Origin of the sequence: Streptomyces antibioticus (assembly GCF_002019855.1) — a bacterium.
Taxonomy (GTDB): Bacteria; Actinomycetota; Actinomycetes; order Streptomycetales; family Streptomycetaceae; genus Streptomyces; species Streptomyces antibioticus_B.
Genome location: NZ_CM007717.1, coordinates 5,649,436 through 5,671,356, shown reverse-complemented (window position 1 = coordinate 5,671,356; position 21,921 = coordinate 5,649,436). Strand labels below are relative to the sequence as shown.

At 72.2% G+C, this 21,921-nt stretch carries 22 protein-coding genes and 2 tRNA genes; 8 read left to right on the top strand and 16 right to left on the bottom strand.

All coding sequences use genetic code 11. The features are described from left to right. Nucleotides 1-9 precede the first annotated feature (9 nt). The 8 genes from def to AFM16_RS25860 all read right to left on the bottom strand — a co-directional run bounded on the left by def (nt 10) and on the right by AFM16_RS25860 (nt 7,394). Complete coding sequence (def, locus tag AFM16_RS25895; RefSeq protein ID WP_078634762.1) at nt 10-660, bottom strand: peptide deformylase; 651 nt, start codon at nt 658-660, stop codon at nt 10-12. A gap of 86 nt (nt 661-746) precedes the next feature. Further along, nucleotides 747-1,727 carry a tetratricopeptide repeat protein gene (locus AFM16_RS25890; RefSeq protein WP_030784162.1) on the bottom strand — a complete coding sequence of 327 codons (981 nt, stop codon included), beginning with the start codon at nt 1,725-1,727 and terminating at the stop codon, nt 747-749. Between the two features lie 94 nt (nt 1,728-1,821). Beyond that, nucleotides 1,822-3,189 carry an HD-GYP domain-containing protein gene (locus AFM16_RS25885; protein WP_078634761.1) on the bottom strand — a complete coding sequence of 456 codons (1,368 nt, stop codon included), beginning with the start codon at nt 3,187-3,189 and terminating at the stop codon, nt 1,822-1,824. Then, the gene (locus AFM16_RS25880) at nt 3,186-4,511 is read right to left on the bottom strand and encodes an HD-GYP domain-containing protein (RefSeq protein ID WP_078634760.1); all 1,326 of its coding nucleotides are present in this window, start codon (nt 4,509-4,511) and stop codon (nt 3,186-3,188) included. The genes AFM16_RS25885 and AFM16_RS25880 overlap by 4 nt, the downstream gene beginning before the upstream one ends. Nucleotides 4,512-4,653: 142 nt before the next feature. Further along, the gene (gene rsrA, locus AFM16_RS25875) at nt 4,654-4,986 is read right to left on the bottom strand and encodes a mycothiol system anti-sigma-R factor (RefSeq protein ID WP_030784151.1); all 333 of its coding nucleotides are present in this window, start codon (nt 4,984-4,986) and stop codon (nt 4,654-4,656) included. Further along, nucleotides 4,983-5,678 (bottom strand): RNA polymerase sigma factor SigR, encoded by a 696-nt coding sequence (gene sigR / locus AFM16_RS25870; protein WP_030784149.1) that lies wholly within the window; start codon nt 5,676-5,678, stop codon nt 4,983-4,985. Before sigR ends, rsrA begins: the two co-directional genes overlap by 4 nt. 257 nt (nt 5,679-5,935) lie before the next feature. Then, nucleotides 5,936-6,577 carry an alpha/beta hydrolase family protein gene (locus tag AFM16_RS25865; protein WP_370628066.1) on the bottom strand — a complete coding sequence of 214 codons (642 nt, stop codon included), beginning with the start codon at nt 6,575-6,577 and terminating at the stop codon, nt 5,936-5,938. A 1-nt stretch (nt 6,578) separates the two neighbouring features. Then, on the bottom strand, nt 6,579-7,394 hold the full coding sequence (locus AFM16_RS25860) for an SOS response-associated peptidase (RefSeq protein WP_030784143.1): 816 nt from the start codon (nt 7,392-7,394) through the stop codon (nt 6,579-6,581). 50 nt (nt 7,395-7,444) lie between these two features. On the opposite strand from AFM16_RS25860, the gene AFM16_RS25855 reads away from it, so the two are divergent. From AFM16_RS25855 to AFM16_RS25840, 4 genes are all read left to right on the top strand, one after another. Further along, nucleotides 7,445-8,167, top strand: coding sequence for a M50 family metallopeptidase (locus tag AFM16_RS25855; RefSeq protein ID WP_078634758.1), 723 nt, complete (start codon nt 7,445-7,447; stop codon nt 8,165-8,167). Nucleotides 8,168-8,236: 69 nt separating this feature from the next. After that, on the top strand, nt 8,237-9,553 hold the full coding sequence (gene aroA, locus AFM16_RS25850) for a 3-phosphoshikimate 1-carboxyvinyltransferase (RefSeq protein ID WP_078634757.1): 1,317 nt from the start codon (nt 8,237-8,239) through the stop codon (nt 9,551-9,553). An 11-nt stretch (nt 9,554-9,564) separates the two neighbouring features. Further along, entirely contained in the window at nt 9,565-10,575 is a 1,011-nt protein-coding gene (gene rsgA, locus AFM16_RS25845) for a ribosome small subunit-dependent GTPase A (protein WP_030784135.1), read from the top strand. Between the two features lie 87 nt (nt 10,576-10,662). Beyond that, entirely contained in the window at nt 10,663-10,986 is a 324-nt protein-coding gene (locus AFM16_RS25840) for a DMT family transporter (RefSeq protein WP_030784132.1), read from the top strand. A gap of 16 nt (nt 10,987-11,002) precedes the next feature. On the opposite strand, the gene AFM16_RS25835 is transcribed toward AFM16_RS25840, so the two are convergent. Beyond that, nucleotides 11,003-11,614 (bottom strand): TetR/AcrR family transcriptional regulator, encoded by a 612-nt coding sequence (locus AFM16_RS25835; protein WP_030784129.1) that lies wholly within the window; start codon nt 11,612-11,614, stop codon nt 11,003-11,005. A 146-nt stretch (nt 11,615-11,760) separates the two neighbouring features. Here AFM16_RS25835 and hisN point away from each other — a divergent pair, with 146 nt between their 5' ends. The 3 genes from hisN to AFM16_RS25820 all read left to right on the top strand — a co-directional run bounded on the left by hisN (nt 11,761) and on the right by AFM16_RS25820 (nt 13,705). Continuing rightward, nucleotides 11,761-12,561, top strand: coding sequence for a histidinol-phosphatase (gene hisN / locus AFM16_RS25830; protein WP_030784126.1), 801 nt, complete (start codon nt 11,761-11,763; stop codon nt 12,559-12,561). 208 nt (nt 12,562-12,769) lie between these two features. Further along, nucleotides 12,770-13,162, top strand: a complete 393-nt coding sequence (locus AFM16_RS25825; RefSeq protein WP_078634756.1) for a CBS domain-containing protein — start codon at nt 12,770-12,772, stop codon at nt 13,160-13,162. 126 nt (nt 13,163-13,288) lie between these two features. Beyond that, complete coding sequence (locus AFM16_RS25820; protein ID WP_078634755.1) at nt 13,289-13,705, top strand: Fur family transcriptional regulator; 417 nt, start codon at nt 13,289-13,291, stop codon at nt 13,703-13,705. An 84-nt stretch (nt 13,706-13,789) separates the two neighbouring features. On the opposite strand, the gene AFM16_RS25815 is transcribed toward AFM16_RS25820, so the two are convergent. The 4 genes from AFM16_RS25815 to AFM16_RS25800 form a co-directional block, all read right to left on the bottom strand. Beyond that, nucleotides 13,790-13,863 (bottom strand) — tRNA-Met (locus AFM16_RS25815). A 56-nt stretch (nt 13,864-13,919) separates the two neighbouring features. Beyond that, nucleotides 13,920-15,869 carry a tetratricopeptide repeat protein gene (locus AFM16_RS25810; RefSeq protein ID WP_179123311.1) on the bottom strand — a complete coding sequence of 650 codons (1,950 nt, stop codon included), beginning with the start codon at nt 15,867-15,869 and terminating at the stop codon, nt 13,920-13,922. A gap of 212 nt (nt 15,870-16,081) precedes the next feature. After that, nucleotides 16,082-16,155, bottom strand: a tRNA-Met gene (locus tag AFM16_RS25805). Between the two features lie 40 nt (nt 16,156-16,195). Next, nucleotides 16,196-19,180: a UPF0182 family membrane protein gene (locus AFM16_RS25800; RefSeq protein ID WP_078634754.1), complete on the bottom strand. Its 2,985-nt coding sequence runs from the start codon at nt 19,178-19,180 to the stop codon at nt 16,196-16,198. Nucleotides 19,181-19,344: 164 nt separating this feature from the next. Here AFM16_RS25800 and AFM16_RS25795 point away from each other — a divergent pair, with 164 nt between their 5' ends. Further along, nucleotides 19,345-19,887 carry a PPA1309 family protein gene (locus tag AFM16_RS25795; RefSeq protein ID WP_030784106.1) on the top strand — a complete coding sequence of 181 codons (543 nt, stop codon included), beginning with the start codon at nt 19,345-19,347 and terminating at the stop codon, nt 19,885-19,887. Nucleotides 19,888-19,907: 20 nt separating this feature from the next. On the opposite strand, the gene AFM16_RS25790 is transcribed toward AFM16_RS25795, so the two are convergent. The 3 genes from AFM16_RS25790 to AFM16_RS25780 form a co-directional block, all read right to left on the bottom strand. Then, complete coding sequence (locus AFM16_RS25790) at nt 19,908-20,999, bottom strand: YlbL family protein (RefSeq protein WP_078634753.1); 1,092 nt, start codon at nt 20,997-20,999, stop codon at nt 19,908-19,910. 74 nt (nt 21,000-21,073) lie between these two features. Further along, the gene (locus AFM16_RS40185; RefSeq protein WP_051780337.1) at nt 21,074-21,289 is read right to left on the bottom strand and encodes a hypothetical protein; all 216 of its coding nucleotides are present in this window, start codon (nt 21,287-21,289) and stop codon (nt 21,074-21,076) included. A 121-nt stretch (nt 21,290-21,410) separates the two neighbouring features. Then, nucleotides 21,411-21,872: a molybdenum cofactor biosynthesis protein MoaE gene (locus tag AFM16_RS25780; RefSeq protein ID WP_078634752.1), complete on the bottom strand. Its 462-nt coding sequence runs from the start codon at nt 21,870-21,872 to the stop codon at nt 21,411-21,413. Nucleotides 21,873-21,921 lie beyond the last annotated feature (49 nt).

Genomic DNA, 21,921 nt, shown 5'->3' with positions numbered 1-21,921 from the left:
GTGCGTGGTTCAGTCGTTGGCGACCACGGGGTAGCGGGGCTCGTTCTCGGCCATCTGCCGCAGCGCGTCCTTGCGTTCACGCTTGGAGAGCCGGTCGATGTAGAGGTAGCCGTAGAGGTGATCCGTCTCGTGCTGCAAACACCGAGCGAAGTACCCGGTGCCCCGCACCTTGATCGGGTTGCCCTTCTCGTCCTGCCCGGTCACCTCGGCGTAGTCCGGGCGGGCCAGCGGCGCGTAGGCGGTGGGCACCGACAGGCAGCCCTCGTTGCTGTCGTCCAACCGGCGCCGCTCGGCGGGCAGTTCGACGAGCTTGGGGTTGCAGACCACACCGGTGTGCCGGAGGCCCTCGTCGTCGGGGCAGTCGTAGACGAAGACCTTGAGGTCGACGCCGATCTGGTTGGCGGCCAGGCCCACGCCCTCGGCGGTGTGCTGGCTCGCGAACATGTCGTCCACCAGCTTCAGCAGGTCGTCGTCGAAGACGGTGACGTCCTTGCACTCCTTGTGCAGCACCGGGTTCCCGACGACGGTGATCGGCCGCGAGGTGCCGCGCTCGCGGTACGCCCGCTCCCGCTCCTCGGTCTCCTCGGTGTCGATGACGAAGCCCTCGTCGTCCACGGGAAGCACGCCCGTGTGCTGCTGATCGGTGTCCTGCTGCGCCATGACCGACGTACGCCTTCCTGCAACCTGAAGTGAGAATCTGCGAGTACAGCCTAAGGGGACCGCGGGGAGGGGCCGGCGGAAGCCGTTCAGCAGACCTCTTCGAGGTCCCGCCAGGCCCGGGAGTCCGGGCTGTCGGCGACCCAGCCGTCCAGCAGCCCGCGCACCAGCGACGCCGGCGCGGCCACCCCGCACTCCCGCTCCGGCACCCAGAGCTGTCCGTCCGTGCGGTGCCCCAGCGGTCCCGGGTGGCCCGGCTCGCTGTGGTCGTGCGGGTCGAGGTGCTCGCCGTCGCCCTCGTCCGACGGCATCCGCGACTCCGAGCACATCCGGCACAGCAGCCGCACCGACGAGGACCAGTCCTCCGCCGCGAAACCGGCGTCGGCGGCGAGCTGTTCCAGGGCGTCCCGGTCGTCCTCGCCGGCCGCCTCCAGCAGCACCACCCAGGTGGGCACCGGCGACGGCGCCCACAGCTCGATCTCGTCGAAGACGGGGTAGGCGTGCCCGGCCGACGTGGTCCGCTCGCCGTGCGGGACGCCGTCGTGCAGCACGACCTCGCCCCAGCGCCGCCCGGACGACGGCAGCGGGATCGACAGCACCTCGATGCGCGCGGGATCCAGCCGCCGCCCCCACACCACCTCGGCCTCGCCCTCCGGCGACAGGCGCACGGCCGCGCTGCCCAGCTCCATCCCGACGGGCTCGCCGGAGCCGGTCACACTGCCGGGGACGTGCAGCCCGTACGCCTGCCAGGCGCGGCGGGCCAGCGGCCAGTCCTGGAGGGCGGTGGCGGCGATCCCGACGTTCCACCAGTCGGGGGCGCCGGTCTCGCGGTCGAGCAGGGCCACGGCCCGCAGGCCCGCGGTCCGCGCCTGCTCCCAGTCGTGCCGGAACTTGTGCAGCAGGGCGAGGTTGAACCAGGACTCGGACAGCCAGGGCTCCAGGTCCGCGGCACGTGTCAGCAGCGCGCCCGCGTCCTCGTAGCGTCCGTCGCCGATCAGCGTGAACGCGCGGTCCGTGGCCTGCCGCCAGGAGGCGGAGGGCCGATGCCGTCCCTTGCCGAAGATCCTCACGATTCCCGCCTGCCAGTTCCGTGGTGTGGGCTGGCCAGTGCCCCCGGACACTCTCTCCCTCGCATCCAACCACGTGTGGCTGGAAGGCCGCTCATTACCCATGGGTTACCCACCCCCGGCCAAGGTCAGACAGGCCGGCCCGTCGCCCGCCGGCCCCCGGTCCGGGGCGCTGTCCGCCGCCCCCTCGGTTCCCGAGCACCCTGGCCAGCGCCTCCACGACCTCCGGGGCGTAGGCGCCGCCGGTGCCGAGGCGCAGCTCCTCCAGGGCGGTGAGCGGTCCGCCGGGACCGGCGTCGCGCACCTTCTCCTCGTAGGCGTTGACCACCCGGACGATCCGGGCGGCCACCGGCTGCTCGGGATAGGGGTCGGCCTGCCGCTCGACGACCGCGGCGACCTGCGGGCCCGCCCCGGTCCGGCGTACGACGGCCCCGCCGAGCAGGGCGATCCGGCGCTGCTCGGCGGCGGGCAGGTCGGCGGTGGCGCCGGCCGGGACCGGGTCGACCAGGCTGAGCTGGCCGATGTCGTGCATGAGGGCCGCGTACTCCAGGACCGTCAGCTCCGCCTCCGCCAGCCCCAGGTCCCGGCCCACGGCCTGGCCGAGCGCGGCGACCCGGCGGGCGTGCCCGGCCGGGGTGTACCCGGCGATCTCGGTGGCGCGGGCCAGGGAGGCGATGGTCTGCCGGTAGGTGGCGCGCACCGCCGCGTACCGGCGCAGGGAGAGCTGGGTGAGCAGCAGCGGCACCGAGAACACGGGCAGCGCCCATAGGCCGACGACGGCCACCGCGAGCGCCATCACCGCGCCCGTCGCGCACACCGCGGACCCGATCCCGGGCACCGCCCGCAGCTCGTCGCGGAGCAGCGGCCCGAAGGGCCAGCCGGTCGCGGAGTGCGCGAGCGCGGCGGCCACCACGGCGTCGCACAGCACGGTCAGCACCAGCAGGGCGAGCAGCAGCAGCGCGTACGCCGGGCCGCTCCAGCCGTCGAAGAAGCCCCGGTGGTAGAGCGGCTGGAAGCACACGGCGGTGAAGCCGACGGCCAGGATCCGCCGGACCAGATGGTCGAGGACGGGCCCCTGTCCCCGGGCCAGCCGCGGCACGCTGCCCAGCAGCGCGGCGGCGGCCACGACACAGACCACCTGCGCCACCCCGTGGTGGGTGGGCTGCCCGGCGTGCTCCCCGAGCAGCGCGTACGACAGGGCCCCGGCGGCGCCGAGCGGGGCGGCCTCGCGCAGCCCGGACCCGGTCGTCCCCTGCGCCCCGTGCGAGGCCGTCAGGTGCGGGGTCGCCGGGTCCGGACCGAGCCGGGCGCCGGGGCGGATCAGCTCGCCGACGGCCACCAGGACGCCGAAGGCGAGGGCGGTCGGGCGGGCGTCGAGGCCGTCGGCCAGGGTCACGAGGAGGGAGCCCGCGGCGAGCAGGGCGGCGGCGGACCGCAGGGCGAGCAGCGGGCGGCGGGAGGTCATCGGCGTACCTCGGAGGCCTGATCCGTCGACGGTTGCGCCGGTGGCGACGGCTGGGCGGGCAGGCCCGGCGCGGGCTCGTCGGCCGTGACCACCGGATGCCAGCCCTCGCGGCCGATCACCCGCACCAGGGCCGTCACCATCCGGGGGTCGAAGTGCGCCCCCGCGCACCGCCGCAGCTCCGCCAGCGCCTGGTCCACCGGCCGCGCCCGGCTGTAGCTGCGGTTGGACGTCATGGCGTCGAAGGCGTCGGCGACGGCCACCACCCGCGCGGGCTCCGGGATCTGACTGCCCACCAGGCCGTAGGGGTAGCCGCTGCCGTCGATGCGTTCGTGGTGGTGGAGGATCGCCGAGCGGGCCTCGCCGAGGAAGGAGATGCCCCGGGTGATCTCGTGGCCGTACTCGGGGTGCAGCTCGATCACGCGGCGTTCCTCGGGGGTCAGCGGCCCGTCCTTGCGGAGCAGCCGGGTGGGGACGCCGAGCTTGCCGACGTCGTGCAGGATCCCGGCGAACCGCAGCACCTCGACGCGCCCCTCGTCCATGCCGAGTTCGCGCGCGATCATCATGGACGCCTGGCCGACCCGCTCGCTGTGCCCGCGCGTGTACCCGTCCTTGATGTCGACGGCCTGCACCAGCGCCCTGATGGTGGCGCGATGGGCGGCGTGCTCGCGGTGGTACTGGGCGAACACCCACCAGGAGACGCCCACCGGGAACAGCACGAGCAGCGCGGAGACCGGCCCGTAGGGGCTGCGCCAGAGCACGGCGGTCATCAGTCCGGCCAGGCCGTGCACGGCCAGCGGCGCGAGGGAGCGGACGAACAGGCTCCGGCAGATCCGGCGCGGGGGCAGTCCCTCGGTGAGCGTGCGCATGCCGCCGTCCAGCAGGGCGAGGGCGGCGCAGTAGACGAGGACGGCCGCGCCCGCCGGGAGCAGCGCGTACGGCAGCGCGGCGCCGAGCAGGGCCTCGGGGCCGCCGAGCGCGCCGTGCACCCGGGCGGCGGCCCACACGGCGAGGGAGGACTGGGCGGCGCGCCAGATCCGGCGCAGCGGGGCGGGGCCCTGCTCGACGTGCGAGAGCAGCGCGCCGGGCAGCGGGACGAGGGCGGCGGCGGGGGCCGGCAGCAGAAAGGCGCCGGCCAGCAGCACGGTGGAGAAGGTGCCCGCGAACCGGCGCCGGGCGATCCGCTCGCCCCCGGCGTACAGGGCGGCGAGCAGCGCGACGGTCCACCAGGGGGTGCGTACGGTGGTGAGCGGGGCGAGGCAGACCAGGGCGCCGAGTACGGCCGCGGCGGCGTAGACACGCGCGCGTGCCGGTACTGCCTGCATGTGCGCCCTCCCCCAGCCGTGCCGTTCCGGGCTCAGGAGCCTAGGGCGGCCGGGGGCGGTCGTGCGGGCGTATCACCCGCCGATTAGCACATTCGAGTGATACGAGGGCCGTTCCGATACGACGGCGGTTCAGGACTCCGGTTCAGGACTCCTGGGGAGTCGGCGTCGACGAGGCCGGAGCCGCCGGGGAGGCCGTCACGTCGTGCTCGGGCACGGCCTGTCCCGAGCGGATCAGGTCGAGCCGGCCGAGGACCTTGGCGCGCAGATCGGTCGGCACGTCGTCATGTCCGCAGCACCGCTTGACCAGCTTCTTCACGGCCTGCTCCAGGCCGTACTTCTCCAGACACGGCGAGCACTCGTCGAAGTGGACCTTGATCTTGTCGCGGTCCCCCTCCGGCATCTCGCTGTCGAGGAACTCGTAGAGATGGTCGAGAACCTCGCTGCAATCCGTCTCGTGCGGCTCTCCGCAGCTCATGAGCCCGAGCCTTTCGCTTCGTTCGACTCTCCGGCGCCGGCCGGGACCAGTCCGCGCTCACGCGCGTAGTCCTCGAGCATGCCGCGCAGTTGACGGCGGCCCCGGTGCAGCCGGGACATCACCGTACCGATGGGTGTCCCCATGATGTCCGCGATCTCCTTGTACGCAAAGCCCTCGACATCCGCCAGATACACGGCGATGCGGAACTCCTCGGGGATCGCCTGCAGGGCTTCCTTCACGTCCGAGTCGGGCAGGTGGTCCAGCGCCTGCGACTCGGCGGAGCGCAGACCGGTCGACATGTGCGACTCGGCGCGGGCGAGCTGCCAGTCCTCGATCTCCTCGGCCGCGCTGCGCTGGGGTTCGCGCTGCTTCTTGCGGTAGGAGTTGATGAACGTGTTGGTGAGGATCCGGTACAGCCACGCCTTGAGGTTGGTGCCCTCGCGGAACTGGTGGAAGGACGCGTACGCCTTGGCGTAGGTCTCCTGCACCAGGTCTTCCGCGTCCGCCGGGTTGCGCGTCATGCGCAGCGCGGCCGAGTACATCTGGTCGAGGAACTCCAGCGCGTCCCGCTCGAAGCGCGCGCTGCGCTGCGCGGTCGACTCCGAACTGCTCGCGCCGTGCGTGCCCTGGCCCTCGGGCAGCTCCGCCTGGCCGTTGTCGGTCCCTGCGTCGGTACCGGTGACCGGACCCACCTCCTCAAGATCGCGGGCAGAACCGAAACCGGTCCCACTCGAATCGGAGGATAGACGACTACCCGTACCGGCCGCCCCTCGAACAGGGGTGGTCCGGGCCGCGTGCAGCACCGTCCAGTCCAGGTCGGTACGGCTGCTGCGGCTCGGGCAGATGGTCGAACCCATGCGGCGGACTTCCTCTCCCACATCGTCGGTGCCGGGTGTCCGGCGCCTCTGATCCGCACAACAGAGAGGGGGGCCTCGACATTCCCCAACCTTTACCCGAGCGACGCGGTCCAGCGCACGACGGCGGACGTGACGATCTCCAGGGCCTCCTCCTGCCCGATCCCGGCCCGCTTGGGCACGGCGAGGCCGTGGTCGCCCCACGGCACCTCCACCAGGTCGTACTCCCCGCCCTCGGGGAACTCCGCGGGCCGGCCGAAGGTGTCGTTGCCGCCCTGGACGACGAGCGTGGGCACCCCGGCGCCGAGCAGTTCGGCGGCGCGGGACTTCTCGGGGCGGCCCGGGGGATGCAGCGGGAAGCCGAGCGCGAGGACGGCGTGCGCGCCGAGTTCCCCGGCGGTACGGCAGGCCACCCGCGCCCCGGCCGACCGGCCGCCGGAGATCACCGGCAGCCCGGGCTCGGCGACGGCCGGCCAGATCCCGCGCCAGCCGGTGTCCAGCGTCTTCGGCGCCGGTGCCACCTTGCGGCCGGCCACCCGCCAGGGCTGCTCGACCAGGGCGACGGTGACGCCGTGGCCGGGCAGGACACGGGCCAGCGCCTGGAGGTCGCGGGCCTCGATGCCGCCGCCGGCGCCGTGGCCGAGGGCGAGGACGAAGCGCGGCCGGGCGGCCGGATGCCAGGTGACACGGGCGTCGCCCGCGTCGGTGGGGACGGTCTGTGCGGTCACGGTGGTCACGTCAGAAGAGTGTGCCCTCCTCCGGGCCCTCCAGCTCCTTCAGCAGCTCCGGACCGGCGTTGCGGACGTTGCTGACGGCCGTCGACACCGGGTAGGCGCGCATCAGACCGGCCGGCGGCGGCTCCAGGAGGGAGCGCAGCTCGTCCGGGTCGGTGCGGGCCGGGTCCAGCCAGGCGTCCCAGCGGTCCGGGGTGAGCATCAGCGGCATCCGGGGGTGGATGTCGGCGAGGGCGTGGGGGCCGTCGGCGGGGGCGACCGCGAGGGGCGAGGTCTCCGCCTCGGTGGTGATCACCGAGCAGGTCACCCACCAGGCCAGCGGATGGTCGTCGGGCAGGGTCCGGTCCCGCCAGAACTCGTAGAGCCCGGCCATCGCGAACACCGAGCCGTCGGCGGGCAGCACGAAGTAGGGCTGCTTGCGGGGGCGCTTCCGCTTCCCCTCGACCTCCAGCTCCCGCTCCTCCTTGGCCGTGACCCACTCGTAGTAGCCGTCGGCGGGCAGGATGCAGCGCCGGGAGGAGAAGGCCCGGCGGTACGACGGCTTCTCGTGCACGGTCTCCGCGCGCGCGTTGATCATCCGGGCGGCGCCCTCGGGCGACTTGGCCCAGGACGGCACCAGCCCCCACTTCAGCTTGCGGAGCTGGCGAACCGGGCGCGGATCGGCGGCGTCTTTCACCGGACGGTCGAGGACGGCGTAGACCTCCTTGGTCGGCGCCACGTTGTAATCCGGCTCCAGAGTCTCCTCCGGCTCCCACTTCTCGATCTCAAAGACTCCTGCGAGATCCTCGGGCCTGCGACTCGCTGCATACCGTCCGCACATGCGTGCCACACTGCCAGATCCGATACGCCGAGAGGGAGCCACCACCGAACATGGAGAGCACCGCCGCCCTTGCGCTGCCCGACCTGTGGGACCGTCTCGTCGGCACCCAGACCGACCCCGACCTGTGGGTGGTGATCGCCACCGCGGTCGCCGCGCTCGCCGTGGTGGTCCCGCACACGCTGTGGCGGATATCCCGCAACGCCATCACCATCGCCCACGAGGGCGGGCACGGCCTGGTCGCCCTGCTCACCGGACGGCAGCTCACCGGCATCCGGCTGCACTCCGACACCAGCGGGCTGACCGTCAGCCGGGGCAGGCCGTACGGCCTCGGCATGATCCTCACGGCGGCGGCAGGCTACACCGCTCCCCCGCTGCTCGGCCTGGGCGGCGCGGCCCTGCTCGGCGCCGGCCGCATCACCCTGCTGCTGTGGCTGGCCACGGCCCTGCTGGCGGCGATGCTGGTGATGATCCGCAACGCGTACGGGGCGCTCACGGTGGTGCTCACCGGCGGGACGTTCCTGCTGGTGTCCTGGCTGGCGGGTCCCCAGGTGCAGGCGGCGTTCGCGTACGCGGTGGTGTGGTTCCTGCTGCTGGGCGGGGTGCGCCCGGCCTTCGAACTCCAGCTCAAGCGGACCCGCGGCGGGGCGGGCGACTCGGACGCGGACCAACTGTCCCGGCTGACGCACGTACCGGCGGGGCTGTGGCTGTTCCTCTTCCACGCGGTGAGCCTGTGCTCGCTGATGGGCGGCGGGCGGTGGCTGCTGCGGCTGTGAGGCGTGGGAACGCCCCTGACGGCCTCACGCGCCGCAGCCCGGTCGTCCCCCGCCGACTACAGTGAACGCATGCCCGTGAACCCCGCCCACACCGCCCTCTGGCCCGCCCCCACCGCGAGCGGGGCCGTCGACGCGACGGTCCATGTGCCGGGGTCGAAGTCGGTCACCAACCGCTCCCTCGTCCTCGCCGCCCTCGCCTCCGAGCCCGGCTGGCTGCGCCGCCCGCTGCGCTCCCGCGACACGCTGCTGATGGCGGAGGCCCTGCGCGCGATGGGCATCGGCATCGAGGAGGGCGTCGGTCCCGACGGCACCGGCGAGGCGTGGCGCGTGCTGCCGGCGGGGCTGCGCGGCCCGGCCACGGTCGACGTGGGCAACGCGGGCACGGTCATGCGGTTCCTGCCGCCGGTCGCGGCGCTCGCCGACGGCCCGGTCCGGTTCGACGGCGACCCGCGCTCCTACGAGCGTCCCCTGCACGGCGTCATCGACGCGCTGCGGGTCCTGGGCGCCCGGATCGACGACGACGGCCGGGGCGCGCTGCCCCTGACCGTGCACGGCGGGGGCGCGCTGGACGGCGGCCCGGTGGAGATCGACGCCTCGTCGTCGTCGCAGTTCGTGTCGGCGCTGCTGCTGTCCGGGCCGCGCTTCAACCAGGGCGTGGAGGTCCGTCACACGGGCGCCACCCTGCCCTCGGTGCCGCACATCCGGATGACCGTGGACATGCTGCGCGCGGTCGGCGCCCAGGTCGACACCCCGGAGTCGGGCGGCGAGCCGAACGTCTGGCGGGTCACGCCGGGCGCGCTGCTGGGCCGGGACCTGACGATCGAGCCGGACCTGTCCAACGCGCAGCCGTTCCTGGCCGCCGCGCTGGTGACCGGCGGCCGGGTGACGGTCCCGGACTGGCCGGCCCGCACCACCCAGCCGGGTGACCGGCTGCGCGAGATCTTCACCGAGATGGGCGGTTCCTGCGAGCTGACCGATCTCGGCCTGGTCTTCACCGGCTCGGGCTCGGTCCACGGGGTCGACGTCGACCTGGGCGACGTCGGCGAGCTGACCCCGGGCATCGCGGCCGTCGCCGCCCTCGCGGACTCGCCGTCCACCCTGCGGGGCGTGGCGCATCTGCGGCTGCACGAGACGGACCGGCTGGCGGCGCTCACCAAGGAGATCAACGAACTGGGCGGTGACGTGACGGAGACGGCCGACGGCCTGCACATCCGCCCGCGCCGGCTGCACGGCGGGATCTTCCACACCTACGACGACCACCGCATGGCGACGGCGGGCGCGATCATCGGCCTGGCCGTGGAGGGCGTACAGGTCGAGAACGTGGCGACGACGGCGAAGACGCTGCCCGACTTCCCCGACCTGTGGACCGGGATGCTCGGGATCTAGGGACGTTCGCCATGCGCCGCTACGGCAAGCACACCGACGAGGACGACATCCGCAGCCGCCCCAACCGCAAGGGCAACCGGCCGCGCACCCATATCCGCCCCAAGCACGAGGACGCCGCCGAGGGCATGGTCCTCACCGTCGACCGGGGCCGGCTGACCTGTCTGGTCGACGACCGGATCGTGATGGCGATGAAGGCCCGTGAGCTGGGCCGCAAGGCGGCGATCGTCGGCGACCGGGTGGCCATCGTGGGTGATCTGTCCGGCAAGAAGGACAGCCTCGCCCGGATCGTCCGCATCGAGGAGCGCACCTCGGTGCTGCGCCGCACCGCGGACGACGACGACCCCTACGAGCGCGTGGTGGTCGCCAACGCCGACCAGCTCGCCGTCGTCACCGCCCTCGCCGACCCCGAGCCCCGGCCGCGTCTGATCGACCGCTGTCTGGTCGCGGCGTTCGACGGCGGCCTGACCCCGCTGCTGGTCATGACGAAGTCGGACCTGGCGTCGGCGGACGAACTGCTGGAGCTGTACGGCCACCTGGACATCCCGTACGTCGTCACCAGCCGCGAGGAGCTGGAGAACGGCGACGCGGCGGACCGGGTGCGCGAGCATCTGGCCGGGCGGATCACGGCGTTCGTCGGCCACTCGGGCGTGGGCAAGACGACCCTCGTCAACGCGCTGGTCCCCGAGGAGCGGCGCCGGCTGACGGGTCATGTCAACGCGGTGACGGGCCGGGGCCGGCACACCACGACCTCGGCGCTCGCCCTGCCGCTGGCCGGCACCGACGACTGGGTGATCGACACTCCGGGCGTACGGTCGTTCGGCCTCGCGCACATCGATCCGTCCCGGGTGATCCACGCCTTCCCCGACCTGGAGCCGGGGACCGAGGGCTGTCCGCGCGCGTGCAGTCACGACGAACCGGACTGCGCGCTGGACGCCTGGGTGGCCGAGGGCCACGCGGACCCGGCCCGGCTGTACTCGCTGCGCCGGCTGCTGGCCACGCGGGAACGCCGGGACGGGGACTGACGAAAGTGCGGGCGTCCGCGTTGTTTGTGGGTGGGTGCGGCCGGTAAGTGCATAATCGCACCGAGCCGCACAACGGGAGGACAGCACATGGCGTGGCTGCTGGTCATCGTCGCGGGACTGCTCGAGACCGGCTTCGCCGTCTGCCTGAAGCTGTCGCACGGCTTCACTCGGCTCTGGCCGACGATCGCGTTCTGCGTCTTCGCGCTCGGCAGCTTCGGCCTGCTGACCCTGTCCCTGAAGAAGCTCGACGTCGGCCCCGCGTACGCGGTGTGGACCGGCATCGGCGCGGCGGGCACCGCGATCTACGGCATGATCTTCCTCGGCGACCTGGTCTCCGTCCTGAAGATCGTCTCGATCAGCCTGGTGATCATGGGAGTGATCGGCCTCCAGCTCTCGGGCTCGGCGCACTAGGTCCTGCCATGGAGTTCTAGCCCTGCCGTTGCAGGGCGCCTCGCACCAGCTCCGCCACCCCGTCCTCGTCACCGGGCGGGGGCGCGGCGACGCAGGAGAGGGCGAGGCGGACGGCGAGTTCGCAGGAGCGGGCCAGTTCGGCCATGTCCGCGCGGGCCGCGCCGGGACCGCCCAGCGCGGCCACGGCCCGGTCGCGGACGGCCGCCATGAGGTCGCCGGGCGACGGCAGCGGACCGTCCGCCCGCCGCTGCGCCGGGACGGCGGAGGACGACGGCACCGCCGACAGCGTCGGGGACGGCAGGCGCTCGCTCCAGCAGCCGGTGAGCACGGCCCGGACCAGCGCGTTGTCACGGGCCGCGCAGACGGTCCAGCGGGCGGTGGCGGTCAGCCGTTCGCGCACGTCGCCGGGCATGGCGAGCGCCCGCTCGGCGCCCGCGAGATAGCCGTCCGCCTCCCGCCGCACCAGCGCGCGGGCCAGGCCCTCCTTGCTGCCGAACTCGTTGTAGAGGGTCTGCCGGGACACCCCGGCCGTCGCGGCGACGTCCACCATCCGCACCGCCGACCAGGGCCGCCGGGCAAGCGCCGCGAAGGCGGCGTCCAGTAGGGATTCCCGCGCTGCAGGCATCATCGCCTCCCTGGGGCGAGCGGCTTGGTGTCAGGTTTGACGCGGACGGGGGCACTGTCAAGGGTGCGCGGCAGCCGTCGGCCACGCCCGCCGTCCGCACCGCGGTCCCCTGTGGCCCCGTCCGTCCGCCGCCGGATACGGTTCGTCCCATGCCGGACTACCTCGACGATCTCCGTCTCGCGCACGTCCTCGCGGACGCCGCCGACGCCGCGACCATGGACCGTTTCAAGGCGCTCGACCTCAAGGTCGAGACCAAACCGGACATGACACCGGTGAGCGAGGCCGACAAGGCCGCCGAGGAACTGATCCGCGGTCAGCTCCAGCGCGCCCGCCCCCGGGACGCGATCCTCGGCGAGGAGTACGGCCTGGAGGGCACGGGTCCGCGCCGCTGGGTGATCGACCCGATCGACGGCACCAAGAACTATGTGCGCGGCGTCCCGGTGTGGGCGACCCTGATCTCCCTGATGGAGGCCGGCGAGGGCGGCTACCAGCCGGTCGTCGGCGTGGTCTCGGCCCCGGCCCTGGGCCGCCGCTGGTGGGCGGCGAAGGGCCACGGCGCCTACACCGGGCGCAGTCTGTCCGCCGCGACCCGGCTGCACGTCTCGCGGGTCTCCAAGCTCTCCGACGCCTCGTTCGCGTACTCCTCGCTCTCCGGCTGGGAGGAGCGCGGCCGGCTGCCCGCCTTCCTCGACCTGACCCGCGAGGTGTGGCGCACGCGCGCGTACGGCGACTTCTGGCCGTACATGCTGGTCGCCGAGGGCGCGATCGACCTGTGCGCCGAGCCGGAGCTGTCGCTGTGGGACATGGCGGCCAACGCGATCGTGGTGACGGAGGCGGGCGGTACCTTCACCGGCCTCGACGGCCGTCCGGGCCCGCACAGCGGGGACGCGGCCGCGTCCAACGGACTGCTCCACGGCGAGCTGCTGGGGTATCTCGACGGGGGCGACTGACCCCGGCAGCGGGCGCGACCGATCCCGGCAGCGGGCGCACCCGATCCCGACAGATGAGCGCGCGCGCCCTCAATTGGCCGCGCGCGCCCTCTTGTTGACCCTCGCTTTACCTGGGACGCTGACAGCACCGCCACTTGTGAACTTGTGAATCCATGAACTAGTCCCTCCGGATTGGCCCTCATGGATCCCCTAGGAGGTGCTCCAGCCCATGCTCGTCCGCGACGCCATGAGCACAGTGGTCCTCACCATCGGCCCCACCCACACCCTCCGTCAGGCCGCAGCCCTGATGGCCGCACGCCGGGTCGGCGCCGCCGTCGTCCTCGACCCGGACGCCGGCGGCATCGGCATCCTCACCGAGCGGGACATCCTCAACTCCGTCGGCCTGGGCCAGAACCCGGACTCCGAACGCACCCACGCCCACACCACCAACGACGTGGTCTTCGCCGCCCCGACCTGGACCCTGGAGGAAGCGGCGAACGCCATGGCCCACGGCGGCTTCCGCCATCTGATCGTCCTCGACAGGGGCGAGCCGGCCGGGATCGTCTCGGTCCGCGACATCATCCGCTGCTGGGCACCGGTCCGACAGCACGTCCCCGCCTGACGGCCGTCGGGTGTGACCTTGGCCCGAGCCGGGCGGCGATCCTACAATGGACACTGTCCAACTCGAGCCCGGCTCCAAAGTCACACCCGATCGGGATCTGTTCCCCCTGCTGTTAGGCTGGTGCGCATGAGTGACCTTCTGGAACGCCTGCGCGGACGCGGCTGGCGGATGACCGCGCAGCGACGCGTCGTGGCCGAGGTCCTCGACGGCGAGCACGTCCATCTGACGGCCGACGAGGTGCATTCCAGGGCGGTCGCCAAGCTGCCCGAGATCTCCCGGGCGACGGTCTACAACACGCTCGGTGAGCTGGTCTCGCTGGGCGAGGTGCTCGAAGTGGCCACCGACCGGCGCGCCAAGCGGTACGACCCCAACGCGCACCGCCCGCACCACCACCTGGTGTGCGCCCAGTGCGGCGCGATCCGTGACGTCCACCCGACCGGCGATCCGCTGGCGGACCTCCCGGCCTCGGAGCGCTTCGGCTTCTCCGTCTCGGGCGTCGAGGTGACGTACCGCGGCACGTGCCCGAACTGCGCGGCCGCGTAGTTTTTCTTCGTTTTCTTCGTTCTTCATCGGAGGACAAACACCGAGGGCCGGAATCCTTGTCGGATTCCGGCCCTCGGCCTTCAGTAGCGGGGACAGGATTTGAACCTGCGACCTCTGGGTTATGAGCCCAGCGAGCTACCGAGCTGCTCCACCCCGCGTCGTTGAATGCAACGTTACGTGAGGGAGGAGCGCAGAAGCAAATCGCTTTCCGATGTCACGCCGACAGCTCTTCCCGGAGCGCGTCCCGGAGCCGCTCCGCCCGCTCGGAGACCTCGGCGGGCCCCAGGGACACCGCCCGGTCCGCCCAGCGCTGTCCCTCGGCCAGTTCACCGCGGCGCGCGTAGACGAGGGCGAGCCGCAGCGCCGCCCGCCCGTGCCCGTCGTCGGCGGCCCGGGTCCACCACACGACCGCCTCGGGCTCGCTGCCCTCCCGGGCGAGGAGCAGCCCCAGGTTGAAGGCGCCGTTGCGCGATCCGGCCTCGGCGGCCGTCCGGTACCAGCGCGCCGCCTCGACGACGTCGCCCCGGGCCGCGGCCAGCATGCCGACCCGCACCTGGGCACGCCGGTGGCCCTGGGTGGCGGCCCGCTCGTACCACTCCTCGCACTCGGTCTTCTCGTGCACGATCTCGCCCAGCTCGTGCGCGGGCTGCGGCGGACGGCGCGCGTCGAGCACGGCCGCGAGCCGGTACGCCGCCTCCGCGCTGCCGCCGCCCGCCGCGCACCGCAGATGCCGTTCGGCCTCGCGCTCGTCGCCGTCCCGCAGCAGGGCGATGCCGACCTGGAGCGCCGCCTCGGTGTGCCCGGCCGCGGCCGCCCGCTCGTACCAGGGCAGCGCCACGGCCTCCTCGCCCCGCCCGGCGAACAGGATCCCCAGGTTGAACGCGGCGTCGACGCTGCCCGCCTCCGCCGCCTTGGAGAACCACGGTTCGGCCCCGGCGGTGTCCCCGACCTGGAGCAGCAGGACGGCGAGCGCGTTGGCGGCCTCCCGGTGTCCGGCGTAGGCGGCGCGCCGGTACCACTGCTCGGCCTGCGCGGTGCGGCCCTGTTCGGCGCAGAGCAGCCCGAGGTTGTAGGCGCCGTTGTCGTCACCGGCGTCCATCGCGGCCCGGTACCAGCGCTCGGCGGTCTGGGTCTGGCCGCGCTCGGCGTGCAGCGCGCCCAGCGCGTTGGCCGCGTTGCCGTCGCCGTCCTGGGCGGCCCGCAGCCACCAGATCGCGGCGTTCTCGGTGTCGCCGGCGTCGCGCAGCAGGAAGCCGAGGGCGCAGGCGGCCCGCGGCTCGCCGTCCTTGGCCGAGGTCAGATACCAGCGGCCGGCCTCCTTGAGGTCGCCACGCCGCTCCAGGATCGCGCCGAGGTGCAGCGCGGCACGCCGGTGCCCGCGCGCGGCGGCCTGCCGGTACCACTGCTCGGCCTCCGCCTGCCGCGAGACACCGTTGTCGGACGCGGCTCCGAGCAGCGCGGCGACCCGGGGCTCCGGGCCGCCGTCCGTGCGGTCCGGGCCGTCCGGCGCGTCCTGGTGTTCGAGGGCGCGGGCCAGCCGGTACGCCGCCTCGCGGTGGCCGCGTTCGGCGGCGGCCCGCATCCAGTGCTCGGCGCCCGCGTCGCCGCGGTGCTCCAGCAGGTCGGCGAGGGCGTACGCGCCCAGCGCGTGGCCCTGCTCGGCGGACTGGCGCAGCCAGTACTCGGCGGCGGGTTCGTCGCCGCGCTCACGGTGGTGGCGGCCGAGGGCGTGCGCGGCCGCGGCGGACCCGGCGACGGCGGCGACCCGCCACCAGCCGGCGGCCTCCTCGGGGTAGCCGCGCTGGTGCAGCAGGACGCCCAGGTTGTTGGCCGCGGCACGGTCACCGGCCGCGGCACCGGCGCGCAGATGGGGCTCGGCTCCGTCGAGGTCGCCGCGGCGCAGCAGCATGGCGCCGAGGACGCTGGTCGCCTCGGCGTCGCCGGACCCGGCCGCGAGCCGCAGCCGCATCTCCTCGACGGCCTCCCCCGTGTCGAGCGACTCGACGGACACGGCCGTCTCGACCATGTCGACGGACTCCGCCGTCTCGACGGATTCCACCGTCCTGTCCCGGCCCTGGTCCGGGGCCGGGATCGCTTCCCGATCGGAAGGCTGCACAAACCGCCCTGTCTCGAACAGAGTTGCCTTGTCCCCCATAACGTCCATCGTCGCACCACCTGCAACCCGGGTACACCTGGTATACCGCAGCCCGTGAGGTCACTTCAGCGTTTTGTCGACATGCCCACAGAGAGACAAGTCAAACACAACTCCCTCAACTCCCCACAGCGGCGCGGCGGTCCCGGGACGCGGCACATGCGTTCGCCCTCACACACCACGAAGGCCCGGATCCATGTCTGGATCCGGGCCTTCGTCTTCAGTAGCGGGGACAGGATTTGAACCTGCGACCTCTGGGTTATGAGCCCAGCGAGCTACCGAGCTGCTCCACCCCGCGTCGTGTGAAACAACCGTACCACGACGCGGGGCGGGCTTGATCACCCGTCGGCGGCCGCCTTGGTGGGACTCGGAGCGGCCGTCGGACCTGCGGACTTGCTCGGACTCGCGCTCGGAGTCGCGGCCGGGCTCGGGCTGCTCGTGGCCTTGTCGCCGTTCTTCCCGGCGGCCGCCTGGGCGTCCTCGGCCCGCTTGAGCGCGGCCTCCAGGTCGTCCTGCGCCTTGCCGTACGCCTCCCAGTCACCCTTCTTCAGGGCTTCCTGGCCGGCGGTGAACGCCTTCTGCGCGTCGTCCAGCGCCTCCTGGACCGTCGGGTTCTCGGTGGCCGGCGGCGGTGGCGTGGTGGTCCCGCCGTCGTCCTCGGGCGGCGTCGGGGTCGTGGCCGTCGCGCCGAAGACCTTGTCGAGGGCCTGGTCCAGGGTGTCCTCGAAGGCGGTGTTGCCGCCGTACGTCACCAGGACCTTGCGCAGCAGCGGGTACTGGAGTCCGCCACCGCGGACGTAGACCGGCTCCACGTAGAGCAGTCCGCCGTCGAGCGGCACCGTCAGCAGGTTGCCGTACTCGACCTCCGAGTCGCCGCCTCTCAGCAGCCTGATCGACTCGGCGATCGCCTGTTCGGAGTTGAACTGGCTCTGGACCTGCTTGGGTCCGTCGACCGTCGTGCTCGTCGGCAGTTTCAGCACTCTGATCTTGCCGTAGCCGGGGGTGCCCGCCTCGGAGTCGACCGCCATGAACGCGCTGAGGTTGTCCCGGCCGTTGGGCGTGAAGGTCGTCGTCAGCGAGAACGCCTGCGCCTTCTGGTCGGGCATCTTCATGCTCAGGTAGTACGGCGGCACCGCGTCGCCCGACTTGTTGGTCGGGTCGTCCGGCACCTGCCACACCTCGCTGCCGCTGAGGAACGTCGTGGCGTCCTTCACGTGGTAGCGGGTGAGGAGTTCACGCTGGACCTTGAACAGGTCCTGCGGGTACCGGAGATGGGCCATCAGCGCGTCCGAGATGGTGCTCTTGGCCTTCACCGTGCCCGGGAACGCCTTCATCCAGGTCTTCAGGACCGGGTCCTCGGTGTCCCACTGGTAGAGCTTGACCTGACCCGTGTACGCGTCGACGGTCGCCTTCACCGAGTTGCGGATGTAGTTGACCTGGTTCTGCTGGGCCACCACCGCGCGGTTGTCGTTCGTCGCCGTCAGCGAGTCGGCCGTGGTGTCACCGAGCGTCGTACGGGACGCGTACGGATAGCCGTTCGTCGTCGTGTACGCGTCGACGATCCACTGGATCTTGCCGTCGACCACGGCCGGGTAGGCGTCGCCGTCGATGGTCAGCCACGGGGCGACCGCCTCGACGCGCTCCTTCGGCGTGCGGTTGTAGAGGATCCGCGAACCGTCGCCGATGGCACCGGAGTAGAGGATCTGCGGCTCACCGAACGACACCGCGTACGCCGCCCGGTTGAGCGGGTTGGAGAGGTTGACCCCGCTCTTGCCGGTGTAGCTGGTGGTCTTCTCGCCGTCGTCGTCGGAGTAGTCGATCTCCTTCTGGGGACCGCCGACGATCGAGTACGACGTGGTCTTCTCGCCGTAGTAGATCCGCTGCTCGTAGTCCCCGAGGACGCCCTGGGACGGCAGGTCGGACTCGGTGAAGGCCGGCCGGCCCTCGGAGTCGGCGGTGGTGCCCTTGGCGGCGACCACGCCGTAGCCGTGGGTGTAGCGGAAGTGGTTGTTGATCCAGTTCTGCTTGTCGACCCCGGCGAGGTTCAGCTCGCGCAGACCGATGACCGTGTCCTGGTCGGAGCCGTCCACGGTGTAGCGGTCGACGTCCAGGTTGGTCGGGAAGGCGTAGTACTTCCGCATCTGCTGGAGCTGCTGGAACGTCGGCGAGACGATGTTCGGGTCGAGGACCCGGATGCTGGCGGTGGCGTCGACGTCGTCCCGCAGCTTCGTCTTGTCCTCGGTGGGGCTGGTGCCCGAGTACTCGGTCACCTGGGTGCCGGAGATGCCGTACGCCTCGCGGGTCGCCTTGAGGTTCTTCTCGACGTACGGCGCTTCCTTGGCCTGCTCGTTCGGCTGGACCTGGAACTTCTGGACGATCGCCGGGTACAGGCCGCCGATGAGGATGGCCGACAGGACCATCAGACCGAAGCCGATCACCGGGAGCTGCCAGGTGCGCCGCCACAGGGTGGCGAAGAACAGCAGGGCGCAGATGACGGCGATGCAGAACAGGATCGTCTTGGCCGGCAGATACGCGTTGGCGTCGACGTACCGCAGGCCCGTCCAGTTGTCCGTGGCCTTGAAGTCGCTGGACTTCACCGCGAGGCCGTAGCGGTCGAGCCAGTAGGCGACCGCCTTCAGCGCGACGAAGATGCCCAGCAGCACCGACAGATGCCCGGTGGCGGCGGCCGTGGCGCGCGCGCCGGGGCTGGTGACGCGCAGCCCGCCGTACAGGTAGTGGGTGAGCGCGGCGGCGATCAGGGAGAGGATCGTGGCGGCGAAGCCGAAGCCGAGCAGGAACCGGTACCAGGGCAGGTCGAACGCGAAGAACGACACGTCGAGGTGGAACTGGGGGTCCTTCTGGCCGAAGGACACGCCGTTGACCCACATCAGCCAGGTCCGCCACTGGCCGGCCGCCGAGGCGCCGGCGATCAGACCCACCAGGGCCGTGATGCCGAACAGCAGCCACCGCTTGTAGGGCGCGATGCCCATGCGGTAGCGGTCCAGGCTCTGCTGCTCCACGGACATCGCGCTCAGCGGCGGCCGCAGCCGGTGGGCCAGCCAGATGTTGAAGCCGACCGCGAGGGCCATCAGCAGACCGAAGACGGAGAACAGCCCGATCTTGGTCCACAGGGTGGTGGTGAACACCGACGAGTAGTTGACCGAGCGGTACCAGAGCCAGTCCGTCCAGAACCCGGCGAACATGGTGAACGCCATGCCGAGAACGGCAAGGACGCCCAGTGTCGTCAGCAGGGTCCTGACCCGCCGGGACGGGCGGCCCACTCTGATCCGCGGCCCTGTCGGGCCTCCGCCGCGGTCCGGCATCTGGAAAGCCAAGGTGCGCACCTCGAAAGTCGCTGTTGATCCGTCAGGCCCGCGTGTTCGTGGACCGTGAGTGGCCCCCCGAGATCGCGGGCCCACACCTATGCAACTTACTCACCCTTTACTCGGTTCCCGATTCCGGCCAGGAACGAGAGAGGATTGTGACCATGTCCAACACTCCCATGGCGGCGAGCCCGCTCACCCGGGCCGTACTCGAGATCGACGAGTACGCCTCCGGCCTCGGCTGGGACCAGCCCGCCCGCCTTTTCGCCCTCGTCGACACCGCACGGCTGCGGGCTCAGGAACCTTCGCTCGCGGCCCAGCTCGGCCTTGAGGACGCCCCCGAGACGACCGGTCTCACTCCGATCGAGCAGGACGAAGTGCCAACGGACAAGCCGCTCGACGAGTTCCTGGCGACGATCGCATGGCCCGACGCGGTGGCCGGCTGCGCACTGACCGTGGAGCGGCTGATGCTGCCGCCGTCCGCCGAGTCCCAGGTCCCGGAGGGCCTGAGCGAGGCGAAGCTGGCGCGCTGGGTGGCCGACCACCCGGACCGCCAGGAGGTCCGGATGACGGTCGCGGTGCTGCGCGACGGCACCCGTGACTCGGCGCTGCGGCTGCGCGAGAAGGACGCGCCGACGGAGGTCCTCACCGGCGCGAGCCTGGTCCCGGGCCTGGCTCAGGCCCTGTCGGCGACCTTCGAGGAGTAGCCGGCTGCCCGGCTACCCGACTACTTCGTGCACTTCGGCAGGTCGGCGGTGTCGCCGCTGCGGATGTCCTTCAGCGCGGCGAGGGCGTCGTCGATGGTGTGGACCTTGACGAGCCTGAGCCCCGCCGGGGTGTCCTTGGCGGCGGCCGCGCAGTTCTCCGCCGGGGTCAGGAAGTACTGGGCGCCCTGACCGCGGGCGCCCACGGTCTTCATCGCGATGCCGCCGATCGGCCCGACCTTGCCGTCGTCGTCGATGGTCCCGGTGCCGGCGACGAACGTGCCGCCGGTGAGGTCGCCCGGGGTGAGCTTGTCGTAGATGCCGAGGGCGAACATCAGTCCGGCGCTGGGCCCGCCGACGTCCGCGAGCTTGATGTCGATCGTGAACGGGAACGTGTGATCGGTCCCGGCGGAGATCCCGACGATCGCCCGCTTCTCGCCGCTGTCGTCCGAGGCCGCGGTCCTGATCGTGACGTCCTGCGTCTTCGTCGCCGTCCTGCGCGCCTTCTCGGCGGCGGCCTGCTCCTTGGCCGGGACGATCGTGAAGACGACGTCCTGGCCGGGCTTGTGCTTCGTCACCAGTCCGGCGACGTCACCCGGCGCCTTCACCGCCTTGCCGTCCACCGCCTTGATCACATCGCCCGCGTGCAGTCTGCCCTCGGCCGGCGACCCCTTCACCACGGTCGAGACGATCACCCAGGACGCCACCGGGATGTCCAGCTCCTTCAGGGCGGCGACCTTGGCGCTCTCCTGCGACTGGCTGAACTCCTCGGCGTTCTCCTGGGTGGACTCCTCCTCGGTCTTGCCGTCGGGGTACAGCGTGTCGTGCGGCACGACCTTGTTGTCGTGCGCCAGCCAGCCGTAGACCGCCTCGACGAGGTTCATCCGGTAGTCCGCGCTGGTCACCCGCACGGTGGTCATGTTCAGGTGGCCGTCGGCCGGGTACGTCTTGCGCCCGGCGATCTGGAGCACCGGCTCGCCGTCGTGCTCGCCCAGCGTGTTCACCGTCGGCCCCGGGGACATCTCCGAGTACGGCACGGGGATCAGCACCCCCGCGCACAGGAGCGCGATCAGCATGAGGGTGGAGGCGAGCATCGTCGCGGTGCGGCGTGGCATGACTCGACAGTACGGGACGCGTCTGTCAGCGCACCGTCAGGGCCACCACCCGGGTCAGGGGCCCTCAGGTGCCCTCAGGTGCCCGAGTGGGAGGTCTCCCTGGTGGTGCGCTCCACGACCGGGGTCCGCTCCATGACGGCGGACCTCTCCATGGCGGCGCGGAAGCGCGCGTAGCCGTCCAGCTCGGGTCCGTCGCTGCGCGCTCTGCGGGTGCGGTTGGCCCAGCTCCCCCACAGACCGGCTCCGACAGCGGCCACCAGCGGAATCAGCAACCAGGCGAGTGCCGCCATGCCGACCTCCCAACCCCGTCCCGCGAACTGACTGATCAGCAGATTAACCATCCGCACTGACAACGCTCACGGCAGGGGGCGGGTTACGCAACCGGAATCCCGGACGGGCGGGCTCGGGCGCTCAGCAGGCCCCGACCCACTCCTCGGTCCCGTCGGAGAACCGCTGGTGCTTCCAGATCGGCACCTCGTGCTTGAGGTCGTCGATCAGCTTGCGGCACGCCTCGAAGGCCTCGCCCCGGTGCGGGCACGACACGGCGACGACCACCGCGAGATCACCGACCCGCAGCTCACCGACGCGGTGCACCGCCGCGAGCGCGCGGACCGGGTACTCGGCGACGACCTTCTCCGCGACCCGCCGCATCTCGGCCTCGGCACTGGGGTGGCAGGAGTAGCCGAGCGAGTCGACGTCGGCGCCCCCGTCGTGGTTGCGCACGGTCCCCACGAAGAGCGCGGTGCCGCCGGCCGCGTCGTCCCCGACGGCCCGGAAGACCTCGTCCAGGGAGAGCGGGGCGTCCCGTACGGCGATCAGCTTCAGGGGGTCCTGCGCGGCCTGCTCGCCGGGGTGATCGTTGGTGGCTGCCATACCTCCATCGTGCCGCACCCCTGCGGCGCGACGGAACAGCCCCGTGGCC